This window comes from Sphingomonas aerolata (genome assembly GCF_023935825.1).
In the GTDB taxonomy this organism is placed as follows: domain Bacteria; phylum Pseudomonadota; class Alphaproteobacteria; order Sphingomonadales; family Sphingomonadaceae; genus Sphingomonas; species Sphingomonas aerolata.
Genome location: NZ_CP098762.1, coordinates 2,408,845 through 2,421,385 on the forward strand (window position 1 = coordinate 2,408,845; position 12,541 = coordinate 2,421,385).

The 12,541-nt window shown below is 67.2% G+C and carries 10 protein-coding genes and 1 pseudogene; 5 read left to right on the forward strand and 6 right to left on the reverse strand.

Translation table 11 applies throughout. The annotated features are described in order from the left end of the window. Nucleotides 1-121 precede the first annotated feature (121 nt). Genes NEF64_RS10975 through NEF64_RS10985 form a run of 3 tightly spaced genes read left to right on the forward strand, consistent with a single transcriptional unit; the run spans nucleotide 122 to nucleotide 2,957 of the window. Complete coding sequence (locus NEF64_RS10975) at nucleotides 122-841, forward strand: response regulator (protein WP_031441087.1); 720 nt, start codon at nucleotides 122-124, stop codon at nucleotides 839-841. Continuing rightward, nucleotides 838-2,214, forward strand: coding sequence for an ATP-binding protein (locus tag NEF64_RS10980; RefSeq protein ID WP_056407951.1), 1,377 nt, complete (start codon nucleotides 838-840; stop codon nucleotides 2,212-2,214). Before NEF64_RS10975 ends, NEF64_RS10980 begins: the two co-directional genes overlap by 4 nt. Nucleotides 2,215-2,240: 26 nt before the next feature. Then, on the forward strand, nucleotides 2,241-2,957 hold the full coding sequence (locus NEF64_RS10985; protein ID WP_056407948.1) for an EF-hand domain-containing protein: 717 nt from the start codon (nucleotides 2,241-2,243) through the stop codon (nucleotides 2,955-2,957). Nucleotides 2,958-2,966: 9 nt separating this feature from the next. On the opposite strand, the gene NEF64_RS10990 is transcribed toward NEF64_RS10985, so the two are convergent. The 4 genes from NEF64_RS10990 to NEF64_RS11005 all read right to left on the reverse strand — a co-directional run bounded on the left by NEF64_RS10990 (nucleotide 2,967) and on the right by NEF64_RS11005 (nucleotide 7,367). Continuing rightward, on the reverse strand, nucleotides 2,967-3,458 hold the full coding sequence (locus tag NEF64_RS10990) for a Spy/CpxP family protein refolding chaperone (RefSeq protein WP_056407945.1): 492 nt from the start codon (nucleotides 3,456-3,458) through the stop codon (nucleotides 2,967-2,969). A 39-nt stretch (nucleotides 3,459-3,497) separates the two neighbouring features. Beyond that, nucleotides 3,498-3,674 carry a hypothetical protein gene (locus NEF64_RS10995; RefSeq protein WP_156360410.1) on the reverse strand — a complete coding sequence of 59 codons (177 nt, stop codon included), beginning with the start codon at nucleotides 3,672-3,674 and terminating at the stop codon, nucleotides 3,498-3,500. Nucleotides 3,675-3,828: 154 nt separating this feature from the next. After that, complete coding sequence (locus tag NEF64_RS11000; protein ID WP_252573736.1) at nucleotides 3,829-6,600, reverse strand: TonB-dependent receptor; 2,772 nt, start codon at nucleotides 6,598-6,600, stop codon at nucleotides 3,829-3,831. Nucleotides 6,601-7,040: 440 nt separating this feature from the next. After that, a complete protein-coding gene (locus NEF64_RS11005; protein WP_031394510.1) occupies nucleotides 7,041-7,367 on the reverse strand; it encodes a hypothetical protein in 327 nt (108 codons plus the stop codon). Between the two features lie 225 nt (nucleotides 7,368-7,592). Between NEF64_RS11005 and bamA the strand changes: the two genes are divergently transcribed. Together bamA and NEF64_RS11015 are read left to right on the forward strand one after the other, a co-directional pair. Further along, a complete protein-coding gene (gene bamA, locus NEF64_RS11010) occupies nucleotides 7,593-10,196 on the forward strand; it encodes an outer membrane protein assembly factor BamA (RefSeq protein ID WP_199849010.1) in 2,604 nt (867 codons plus the stop codon). A 206-nt stretch (nucleotides 10,197-10,402) separates the two neighbouring features. Further along, entirely contained in the window at nucleotides 10,403-11,239 is an 837-nt protein-coding gene (locus NEF64_RS11015; protein ID WP_056407937.1) for a glycoside hydrolase family 16 protein, read from the forward strand. Nucleotides 11,240-11,251: 12 nt separating this feature from the next. Here the strand turns inward: NEF64_RS11015 and NEF64_RS19320 are convergent, their stop codons facing one another. After that, the gene (locus NEF64_RS19320; protein WP_338112130.1) at nucleotides 11,252-11,995 is read right to left on the reverse strand and encodes an MFS transporter; all 744 of its coding nucleotides are present in this window, start codon (nucleotides 11,993-11,995) and stop codon (nucleotides 11,252-11,254) included. Continuing rightward, a pseudogene (locus tag NEF64_RS19325) lies at nucleotides 11,978-12,505 on the reverse strand (MFS transporter); the annotation flags it as partial. The gene NEF64_RS19320 and the pseudogene NEF64_RS19325, both read right to left, overlap by 18 nt. Nucleotides 12,506-12,541 lie beyond the last annotated feature (36 nt).

Below are 12,541 nucleotides of genomic sequence, written 5' to 3' on the forward strand. Positions count from 1 at the left end.
TTCTTTCCGGCATATGTCTGGATGTTGCACAATCCGTCGCGCCGGCGACGACCGGCGGTGGCGTGGCATGATGCGAAATCGCTGAAACATCGCGAACACATACGTGGCATAGTGGCCGGCGATGCACTGCGCCGCTCCCGAACCCGCCGATACGATGCTGCTCGTCGTCGATGACGACCATGCGATCCGGACGCTGCTCGCGCAGAGTCTGGGGATGCACGGGTACCGCGTCGAAACCGCGACCAATGCACAGGAAATGGACGTCGCTCTCGCACGGCATCCGATCGCGCTGATCCTGCTCGACGTGATGATGCCGGGCGAGGACGGGCTGGCGGCCTGTCGCCGCCTGACCCGCAAGGGCGCGCCCCCTGTCGTCATGCTTAGCGCGCTGGGTGACGAACCCGACCGGATCCTCGGCCTCGAGATCGGCGCGAGCCATTATCTGACCAAGCCGTGCAGCCCGCGCGAGATCCTCGCCACGGTCCGCGCCGCACTGCGTGAACGCAATGGCGCGGCTGCCGAGACCGGACGCAGCTATGGCTTTCTCGGCTGGCGGGTCGATTTCGCCGCGCACGAGCTGCTCGACGGCGACGGCATGCTCGTCGACCTGACCGATGGCGAGTTCGCGGTGCTGCGCGCCTTTGTCGAACGTCCGCGCCGCGTGCTTGCGCGCGACGCGTTGCTGGAGGCGGCGCGGGGCCCGGATACCGACGCGTTCGACCGGGCGATCGACGTCCAGGTCAGCCGGCTGCGACGCAAGCTGCGCTCGCGCGGGGACGAGATCATCCGGACGATCCGCAACGAAGGCTATTTCTTCGTTCCCCGCGTGATCCGGCTGTGACCACGCCGCCACGCACGGCCGGCGCGACACCCGTCGGCGCCAGGGTCGGGCATCCACGGCGCTGGCCGCTGTTCCTGCGGATCTTCGCGTTCATCCTGTTCACCGTCCTGCTCGTCCAGCTGCTCAATTTCGCCGCCGTCCTGCTGGTCCCGCCGCCGACGCCGGTGGTCTATTCGACCAGCCGGATCGCCTCGGTCGTGCGCGCCGGACGCGATCCCAGCGGGCTGCTGACGATCGCGGTCGCGACCGCCCCGCCGACCGAGCAGGGCGATGCGCGCGATCGTCATCTCGGCCGGGTGATCGCTGCCGATCTGGGCGTGCCGGCACGCGCGGTGATCGTCGAGGCGCGGCGCTATGGTCCGCCCTTGATGGCGGGCGCGTTTCGGCCGCCCATGCCGATGGGCATGCCCAAGATGCCGCCCCAGTCGGTCGTCGACAACACGCTGTTCGGCGCGTTCGTCGTCTGGGTCCATGCCCCCGACGGCCAGTGGCGGACGATCCGCCCGGCGCGTCCGGCGTTCGGCTTGTGGCAGGCGCGGCTGATCCTGTGGTTCCTCGTCGCGATGGCGGTCGCCGCACCGGTCGCGCTGGTACTGGCACGACGCATTGCCAGGCCGGTCGCGCTGTTCGCCGCCGCCGCCGACCGGCTCGGTCGCGACCCCCGCGCCGATCCGATCCCGCTGACCGGACCGCCCGAGATCATGGAGGCCGCGACCGCCTTCAACGTCATGCAGGAGCGGCTCAATCGCTATGTCGAGGATCGCACGACGCTGATCGCCGCGGTCGCGCACGATCTGCGCACGCCGCTGATGCGTCTCGCGCTCCGGCTCGAAAAGGCGCCGGACGAAATCCGCGTGGCCAGCGAGGAGGACATCCAGGAGATGAGCCAGCGGATCGGCGCGGCGATGGCGTTCGTCCGCGACATGACCCGGCATGTCCGCCGCCAGCGGCTCGACCTGCGCTCGCTCGCGGAAAGCATCACCGATGATTATGCCGACCGCGGCGAGCAGGTGGTGCTGTCGCCCGGTCCGTCGCTCGCGATCGACGGCGATGCCCCCGCGCTCAAGGCGTTGCTGGTCAATCTGGTCGACAATGCCGTCAAATATGCCGGGCATGCCGAGGTCCAACTCTACCGCGACCGCGACACGGTGGTGATCGAGGTCGGCGATCGCGGTCCGGGCCTCTCCGCCGCCGATGCGTCGCATGCCTTCGAGCCGTTCTTCCGGGCGGAGCGGTCGCGCAACCGCGACACGGGTGGCACCGGCCTCGGGCTCGCCAGCGTGCGCGCGGTGGCGCATGCGCATGGCGGTGCCGCGTCGCTGGAAAATCGCCCCGAAGGCGGTCTGATCGTGCGCGTCATCCTGCCGGCATGATCCGGCCCCGAAACAGGAGAAGACCGATGTCGATGCGCGCATGGACGGTGATCGCCGGCGGGATGCTGGCCGCGCTGGCGCCCGCCCCGAATGTCGCTGCGGCGGCGCAGTCGGGCGCCGAGCCTGCGCGATCCCCCCGGCAGCGCCCGCAACAGGGCCGCGGCCAGCTGTTCATCAGTCCGATGGGCGAGCCGTTCCGCTCGACGCAGAAGGCCGGCGCGGCGCAGGCATTATGGTTCCAGGGTGCCGACCGCGACGGCGATGGCCGGATCACGCGCGCCGAGTTTCAGGCGGATGCGACCCGGGTCTTCGCGCATCTCGACCGCGGCCGCGATGGCGAGATCGATCCTGAGGACATCGCCTGGTACGAAAACATCCTCGTCCCCGAAATCCGCGTCCGCGGTGGAGGACGCGGCGGATCGGCGGGACGTCCCGACACCGGATCCGGCAAGCGTGGCAACGCCGCCAGCCGCCGCACCAGCACCGCCGACGCGACCTTGCGGATCGGCGCGGGTCGCTTCGGCCTGTTCGACCTGCCCGAGCCGGTCACGTCGGCGGATCTGGATTTCAACCGCGGCGTCGACCGGGCAGAGTTCACCAAGGCCGCCGCCGACCGGTTCGCCGCGCTCGACCGCAATGGCGACGGCGCGATCCGCCGTCACGAAGTGCCGCGCGCAGGCGGCGACACCTGGCGCAACGGCGACGACCAACTCGGGACTCCAACGCTGACGCCCGCGCGCTGACAGGCCGCATCAGCCGGGTGGCGGCCCGGCCCCCAACGGACCGCCCGGCCCACCCGGACCGGGGGGCGCATGGCGAAGCCGCATCAGCGCCTCGAACCCCGCGCGCTGGGGCGTGTCGAGACTGTCGTAGAAGCTGCGTGCTGCGATCAAGCGCGACCGGTCATGCGCCGCGCGCGCGGTCGCCTGCGCTTCGAACCGTTCGAGATGGCGGGCGAAATCCTCGCCACCCGGCATCGACGGGCCCGGGCGCATGTTCGGCCCCTCCCCGCCATCGCGCGGCGGCGGAGGCGGCCCCCAGGCGGACAGGAACGCCACGAGTGCGCCACGCTGATCGGGCCGCAGATGCAGCAGCAGCGCGATATCGTCGGCCTCCCGGGTTCGCATCGCATCGACATTTGCGGGCCCGCGCTCCGGCCCACGCGGGCGCTCGGCACTGGCAGTGCAAGTCGCGCCGAGCAGCAGCATCGCGGCCAGCCAGCCTGCCGAACGCGGTTTCGTCATAATCATCGTCATCGTACTTTCCCCGTTCCGGCGCCGGTATCAGCCGAGCATCCCGGATATGATCCAGCGCCGGCTCAGCGCGGATTTGGTGATCGTCGCCCCGCATCCACGGCAGGCGGCGCGCTGGATCGACGCGCCGGCGACATCGCGGTGCCGCGACCGGGGCAAATGACGCCCGACGCTGCAATCGGTGGTGCGCGGTGATGGCATCGACATGGCTGGCTCCCCGGTTCGTTCCGTCGGACCGGATATCGCAGCACCGCTTGTCCCGAATATTTCCGCGACCGGCGCGCTTCGAAGTCCAGGCACGAAAAAGCCCCGCCATCACGATCGATGGCGGGGCGTTTCGCAGTCCTACCGGTCGTCTCCCCTAGAACTTCAGGTTCGTGCTGACGAAGAAGGCGCGACCATAGGGGTCGTAGGTCGACGGATAGGTGTTCGCCTGTTGCTGGTTGTCGCCCAGGATCGGCGGCTGCTTGTCAAACAGGTTGTTCACCCCGACCGACCAGGTGAAGCCGTCCTTGATCCTGAACGCCGCGGTCAGGTCGAAATAGTCATAGGCCTTGATCCGCTCGACCGCATAGGTCGTCGCGCTGTCGTCGTCCTTCACCGCCGACAGATGGCGATACAGCACCGATACCGTCATCGGCCCGGTCGAATAGGTCGCGCGCGTCGACAGCCGCCATTTCGCATAGGGGTTGCCGCAGGTCTGGCCGAACTTGCCTGCACAGTCGATCGTCAGGTCGGGGATCGCCGCCAGCGGATTATAGTCGAACGCGATCAGCCGCGTACCGCTGAAGCGCAGGTCGAGCCGGCTGGTGTCGCTGCCGAACGCCCCGAAGCCGAGCGGCAGGCCGTAACGCGCCTCGAAATCGACCCCGCGCGTCGTCACGCCCCCCGTATTTGCCAGCGTGTTGGCCGCATCGGTGATCGCAAAGCTGTTCGCATCGCGCGGCAACGACCCGCAATAGCTCGCGTCATAGGGCGTGTAGCCATTGTCCGCGTCGCCGTAACAGGCGCGGATCAGGTTGGTGGTGCCGACCGTCGAGATATAGTTCGCGATCTTGATCTTGTAGTAATCCGCGGTGAACGAGAAGCCGGGCAGGAAGCGCGGCTGGAGCACGATGCCCGCGGTATAGGTGTCGGACGTCTCCTCGCGCAGCGCGGGGTTGCCGCCGTTCACCGTCTGGATCTGCGTGCTGCCGCCGTCATAGGCGGTGCCGATTATTGACGCCGCGACGCCGTTCGACAGGCAGCTCGCATTCAGATTGGTGTTCGTCAGCGCCACCGCGGTCGTGCACGGATCGGTCGCGGCGGGAAAGTCCTGCGACGCGCCGCTGAACAGGTCCGATACGGTCGGCGCGCGCACTACCCTCGAATATTGGCCGCGCAGTGCGATGTCGTCGATCAGCGACCAGACCGCGCCACCCGAATAGGTGTTCACCGATTTCGCCGCGGTCGAATAATAGGAATAGCGATAGGCGCCGTTGACCTCGAGCTTCTTCACGAAGGGCAGATCCGCGAGCAGCGGCACCGCGACCTCGGTATAGACTTCCTTGACGTTATACCCGCCGCCCAGGCCTTCGCCCGCGTTGAAGCCGACCACGTCGCCCGACGACAGCGAGAAATCGGGATTGTAGCTGCCCTGTTCGCGGCGATATTCGGTCCCGAACACGATCCCCACCGGGCCCGCACCCAGATCAAACAGCTCGCGGTTCGAGATCGACGCGCTGGCGACCTGCTCGCTGATCGTGCTCGAATTCTGCACCGGAATGGTGATGAACGCGGCGGCCGCGTCGCTGATGTTGCCCGCCCCGAAGATGTTCAGCGGGACGCAGCCATTGCTCGTATCCGAACACACCAGATTGCCGCCGGTGTCATAGGTCGTCCGCAGTGCCTGGAGCACGCGGCTGCGTGAGACGTTCCCGGTCTGGCTCTCGATCGATTTGGTCCGCGAATAGCTGTAATAGGCGTCGTAGTTCCAGCCGCCGCCGACGTCTCCCTTCGCGCCCAGCACCGTGCGATAGGCGGTGTTGTCGAGGCTCGACACGCGATTGCCGACCTCGCTCAGCCGCCGGTAGATGGTCGAGGTGACAAAGCCGTCGCCATCCGTATCGAGCCCCTGGAGCAGCGCGCGCGAGCCTGCGGAGAGGAACGAGGAATCGGCGTCGAGCGACACCGACCCGGTGAACGGCGTCGGCGCGAGCTGGTTCTTCACGCGGTTGTTGATGAACTGGCCCTCGGCATAGACGGTCAGCGCATCGCTGACGTCGTAATGCGTCTGCGCGCTCATCAGGAACCGCTCCTGCGGGACCTGCAGATAGTTGGACGGCGCATAATTATAGGCGTCGGTCGCAGCGCTATAGGCGGAAAAGCTCCCATCGGGTTCGAACTTGCGGTTCACCCCGCCGATTGCGAACCGCGTGCCCTCGATCGAGCCCGAACCGCCTGCGATCAGGCCACCCTCGCCATCATCGACCTGCGCCTGTCGCGAATAGTCGCGCGCCGACTGGAGGATGCCGTTGCGCTTGGTATAATCGAAATAGACCGTCGCATTGCCGCGCCCGTCCTCGAAATTGCCCCCGAGCAGCAGGTTGCCGTTGAACGTGCCGCCATCGCCCGCTTCGTTGATGCGGTAGTTCGCGTTCACCTCCGCGCCGCTGAAATCCTTCTTCATGACGAAGTTGATCACGCCCGAGATCGCGTCGGAGCCATAGACCGCGGACCGGCCACCGCTGACGATGTCGACGCGTTCGATCAGCCCGGCGGGGATAGTGTTCAGATCGACGACCTGGTTCGAGTCATAGGCGACGTAGCGACGGTTATCGACGAGTACGAGCGTTCGCGTCGAACCCAGCCCGCGCAGATCCGCGGTCGCCACCCCGCCCCCGGGATTGTTCGACGCACCCGTCGTGCTCGGCACCAGCTGCGGCAGGTCCTTCAGGACATTCTCGACATTGGGCTGGCCCGACAGTGCGAAGTCCTGTGCGCTGACCACTGCGATCGGTGACGCCTGCTGCAACTGGAGCCCGCCCAGCCGCGATCCGGTGACGACGATCGTCTCGCCATCGGCCGGCGCGGCGTCGTCCGGCACCGCCTGCGTTGCCGGGTCGACGGTCTGCGCGACGGCCGGTGCGCTCAAGCCAAGCAGAAGCGTGGACGCCAGAAGGCGTTTGCGAAAGTCCAGACGCATGGTGATACTCCCTGAGCCGCAACACTTTGGGTTGCGCGGCATTTTTTGCGATGACGGATATGGTCCGTCCGGCAAAGCTGCAGGGATTTGACGGGGTCGACAACGGCTAAGTCGTCATCGAACCGTCATGCGTTCCACCTGTTGTTACGCAGCCACGGTTTGTGACAAACCGTGTCGCAAGCAAGACTGTATCGTGTCTTTGGTCGCAGCGCGGACATCAGCCACGCATCATGCCGCCGGTTGGCGGAACACGACGGTCACGCTTCGCACGGGCTGATCCACAGCTCGGCTCTGTACTCGAACGCCAAACCGCAGCGCTTCGATCGCCACGGTAAAGCCGGTGGCCGACGACCCGCGGATACCGGCTGGGGGCGGCACGGTCGCGCGGCTCATTGGAACGTCGACCCGGCGGCCATCGCCTTGCTCGGGCTCAGCCCCTGCTGCTCGAGGAACTGGTTCAGCGCCGCGACCAGATCCTGCGCGGCGCCGCTGGTCAGCGCGACCCGCCCGACGACGACCCGCTCGACCGATGGCGCGTCGCGCGTGTGATCGCACCGCGCGCTCTCCAGCGTCAGCACGATCACGCCCGACAGATTGGCGAGCCCGGCGAGCCCCGTGGCGAAGACTTCGGGCGCAAACGGATTGTCGACGAGCGGCGGCAGCGTCGGCGCGCTGATCGGCGCGGATGACGGGACGGATTTGATGGCGACACGCATGGCGATGGTCCTCGCAGGATGAACGGGCGAGCCGATTGGCCCGCACGGCGCTCTAGCCAGCGACCATGTCCCGAACATTTCCCGCCACTTGCTCCATGTGTCAGCCGAGCCCGGCGACCGCGCGGTCGCGCTCGTTGGTGACCCAGTGTTGCAGTCCGGCCGGCGCGCGCCATCCGCCGGAAACATCGCCCGCCCAGGCGCCCGGTCTCACCCGGAGACCTCCACATGATGTTCGAATTTGGCGCCAGTACGATGGCCCTGGCCTTGGCCGGCACGATCGGCGGCACGGCGGTCGCAGCGCCCGTCCAGCATGCGAAGCCCCCCGCCCCGACGCCACCAGCCGATCCCGCCGTCCGGACGATCCGAACCTTGCGCGTCGAAGGCGCGCAGCGGATCGAGCCCGAGACCGTGCTGAGCTATACCAAATTGCGCGCCGGCATTCCCTATACGGCGGAGACGCTCGATCAGGCGCTCAAGGACCTCCAGGCCAGCGACCTGTTCGCCGATTATTCGATTGCCGGGGTCGAGGACGGCAATATCGTGGTCCGCATCCGCGAAAACCCGATCATCAACCGCATCGTCGTCGAGGGCAACAAGGCGCTCAAGAGCGACAAGATCACCAAGGAGATCAGGCTCGCACCGCGGCAGATCTTCACGCGCAGCGCGGTGCGGCAGGATGTCGCGCGGATCGTCGAGCTTTATCGCCGGCAGGGCCGCTTCGCCGCGATGGTCGATCCCAAGATGGTCAGCCTCGACCAGAACCGCGTCGACATCGTCTTCGAGGTCAGCGAGGGCCCGAAATCGAAGGTCCGCCAGATCAACATCCTCGGCAACAGTGTGTTTTCGGACGCGCAGCTGCGCGGGCAGATGGCGACCAAACAGGCACGGCTCAGCCGCATGCTGTCGTCCGCAACCAGCTACGACCAGGATCGCCTGAGCTACGACCAGCAGAAGCTGCGGCAATTCTACCTGACGCAGGGCTATGCCGATTTCCGCGTCACGTCCGCGGTCGCCGAACTCACCCCCGACAAGAAGGACTTCATCATCACCTATGTGGTGGAGGAGGGCAAACGTTACACATTCGGTAACGTCACCGTCGACAGCCAGATCCGCGACTTCGACAGCAGCAAGCTCGCCGCGACGCTGCCGCTCAAGAAAGGCGCCTGGTACAACGCCAAGCAGGTGGAGGACGCGGTCGACAGCCTAAGCCAGACCGCAGGCCTGTTCGGCTACGCCTTCACCGAGGTCAATCCGGAGTTCCAGAAGGACGCCGACACGCTGACGATGGGGATCAACCTCAACATCGCCGAAGCCAAGCGAACCTATGTCGAACGCGTCGAGATCAACGGCAACACACAAACCAAGGACAAGGTCGTGCGGCGCGAGATCCGCCTGGCGGAGGGCGACGCGTTCAACAGCTTCCAGGTCAAACGCTCGGAGGACCGGATCAATTCGCTCGGCTATTTTCAGGACAAGACGGAGATCAAGCAGAAGCCCGGCTCCGCGCCCGATCGCGTCATCCTCGAGACCAACCTCGAGGAGAAATCGAGCGGCGAGCTTCAGCTCTCGGCCGGCTATTCCAGTCTGGAGAATTTCATCGCGTCCGCCACGATCACCCAGCGCAACTTCCGCGGCATGGGACAGGAGCTACGGGCCGGGGTCAGCTATTCGAGCTATTCGAAATCGGTCAATCTCGGCTTCACCGAACCCTATCTGTTCGACACCAACATCGCGCTGGGCGGCGACATATTCCGGCGGGATTACAGCTCTTACAGCACCACCGGCGACACCGACAGCACGACCTATGAACAGATCTCGACCGGGTTCCAGATCCGCGCGGCGGTGCCGCTGACCGAATATTGGTCGGCCACCGCACGCTACGGCCTGTCCTATGATCAGGTCACGCTCGACGCGGACACCTATTACACCAACGGCGTGTGCGATCCCGCGGTCGCCGGCCAGTATCTGTGCGACGCGGTCGGCAATCGCTGGACCTCGTCGATCGGCTATTCGCTGGTGTTCGACAGCACGAACAGCCGCACCCGCCCGTCCAAGGGCAGCAAATTCAGCGTCAGCCAGGATTTCGCCGGCCTCGGCGGCGACACGCGGTATCTCCGCAGCACCGCCAACTATTCGAAATATGTCGATCTCGGCTCGCGCTTCATCCTCACCGCGCATGCCGAGGGCGGCTATATCAGGGGGCTCGGGCAGCAGGTGCGACTGACCGACCGCTTCTATCTGGGCGACCCGCAGATGCGCGGCTTCGATATCCGCGGCGTTGGGCCGCGCGTGACGCGGACCTATTACGACACCAGCACGATCCCCGCGACGATCTCGACCGACAGCAGTTCGAATACGCAGACCGCGCTGGGCGGCACCGCCTATTACCAGGCCCGCCTCGAGGTCGAGCTCCCGCTGGGCTCGGGCGCGCGCGAACTCGGCCTGCGCCCCTCCATCTACATGGACGTCGGCGCGGTGTTCGGCGGCAGGACGCCGGCGCTGACCGACAGTTGCGCCGCCGCGAACGCGACCTCGATCGCGTGCGTCGCCGCGACGCGTCAATACACCGACAGCGCCGGCAACCTGCTCTACCTCGATTCCGCCGGTGCAAGCACCACGACCAACACCGGCACGCCCTACAGCTATTCGCTCGGCGCCTATCGCGAGACCTATACGGGCAATAGCGCCAGCCCGCGGCTGTCGATCGGCATCGGCGTCAACTGGGCCTCGCCATTCGGCCCGCTGCGGATCGATCTCGCCAAGGCGCTGCTCAAGGCGGATGGCGACGACAGCAAGCTGATCACCTTTAATATCGGCGGCCAGTTCTAGTGTGCACGGCCTCGCGCTGCGAAACGCCCTGCGCGCGGGGAAACCGCCCGGTTGAGCTTGCCGCGGGGCTGCCCTAGACCCGTCACGCCACCGGTTCGCGTCCGCACGTCGCGGCGACGATCCGGGGCGTAATGGAGAGCGTCGCGCATGTATCCTGACCCCGTCCCAAGTGGCTCGGCCGCGCAGTCCCCGACGGCGGTGACACGATGATCCTGCTGCTGCTGGCCGCGCAGGCCGCGACGCTCGGTGCGACCAATTACGGGCTCGACGCACCGATGCCGACACCCAAGACGACGCCCGCCTTTGCCGACGAATTCAACGGGCGAACAATCGATCGCCGCAAATGGCGGTTCGACACCTCGCGCAATGCCGAGGGCTGGGCCAATCACGAGCGTCAATATTATGCCAAGGACCGGCCCCGGAATGCACGGATCGAAAAGGGCTCGCTGATCATCGAGGCGCGTCGCGAGACGGTGTCCAAGGCACGCTTCGCCGACTGGGGCGGCCAGAGCTACAGCTCGGCGAAGCTCGTCTCGCGGGTGCCACGCGGCTATGGCTTCTACGAAGTCCGCGCGATGCTGCCCTGCGGTCGCGGCAGCTGGCCCGCGGTCTGGCTGCTGCCAAGCGGCGGACGCTGGCCCGACGAGGGCGAGATCGACATCGTCGAGCTGGTCGGATGGGACCCGAACGTCGTCCATGCGACGGTACACAGCGGCGCGTTCAACCACACCAAGGGCACGCAGCGCGGCGCGCAGAAGCGCGTGCCGACTGCCTGCACCCGCTATCATCGCTATCAGCTCGACTGGCGCGCCGATGTCATCACGATCGGCGTCGACGGCCGCGCGGTCATGCGCGTCGCCAATGACCAGCCCGGCGGCAAGGCGGCCTGGCCGTTCACCCGGCCCTACGACCTGATCCTCAACCTTGCGGTCGGCGGCGACTGGGGCGGGCAGAAGGGGATCGACGACACCGCCTTCCCGCAGCGCATGGCGGTCGACTATGTCCGCTACTGGCGCCCTGCCCCGAACCGGTCGCGCCGCTGATCGCCATCAGCCTCAGCGCCGCCCCCGCGCGGCGAGCAGGATCATCCCCCCGCCCAACGTCAGCACCGCGAGCACGATCAACACCGCATCGAAATCGCGCGGCGTCGCCAGCGCCCAGGTGATCACCGGCCCGAGCAGCCCGGGCAGGGTGTTGGCGAGGTTGAGCAGCCCGAGGTCCCGTCCCCGGTGCCGCGCGCTCGGCAACAGCTGCATCGCAAAGCCCGCGTGCAGCGCCAGGAAGACGGACGTTCCACCGGTATAGACGCAGAACGCCGCCGCACCGCTGGTGAAGTCGCGCGCCGCCATCATCGCGATCAGCCCCGCCGCCGCGACCAGCGCCGCCGCGAACAGGAACGGCTTGGTCCGCCCGGTCCGGTCGGCAAGCCGGCCGACGAGCACCGCGATCGGCAGCGGCACGCTATAGGCGACGATCATCACCGTCCCCATCCTTGCGGCGAGCACCGACTCCGGTACCGACGGCGCGACGGTTTCGAAATAATAGAGAAGATAGACGAACAGCGCGCTGCCCGCGATCTGCACGAGCAGCCGCGCGGTCCAGGCGAGCAGCAGATCGCGCCGCAGCATCGACCGCAACACCGGCGGCGGCGCCCCCCCCTGCCGCGTCCCGCGCACGATAACGAGCGGGAGTGTGCACGCAGCGACGGTGACCGCGATCACCGCGAACCGCGCCGGCTCGCAGAACCGGCTCGCCCCGACCAGCGCGGCGGACAGCGTCGCCGCGACCGGATTGGCCATCGCCAGCAGGCCGCCCGCGACCCCCTTGCGGCCATCGGGCACCTCTTCGGCGATGATCGCCATCAGCGGCGCGATCACCGCGTTCAGCGCGACCTGGAACAGGATGATCCCCGCGACCAGCAACGCAGGGGTGGTCGCGGCGGCGAGCCCCGCATAGGACGCCATCGTCGCGACGACGCCCCCCGCCATGATCCCGCGGCGGCCTGCGCCCCGGCTCACCAACCGGTCGCCCAGCCAGCCAAAGCCGATATTCGCCACGCTCGCCGCGATCGCTCCCGCGATCACCGTCACCGTCAGCAGATCGAGCCGACCGTCGCCCGCCACCTGATCGACCTTGATCGGCAGCAGCAGCGTCAGCAGCGGCAGATAGCCGACGACCGCCCCCGCATAGGCAAGTGCGCAGACAAGGAGGAAAGCTGCCGGTCGCGGCGTGGGCGACGGTAACCGACTATGCGGGGGAGAGAAAACGGAACGCGGCACGATGGCGCCCTTGTGACCCGCTCGCCGCCGTCGGGCAACTCCCGAACCACCCCGCCGCCGCCGCCG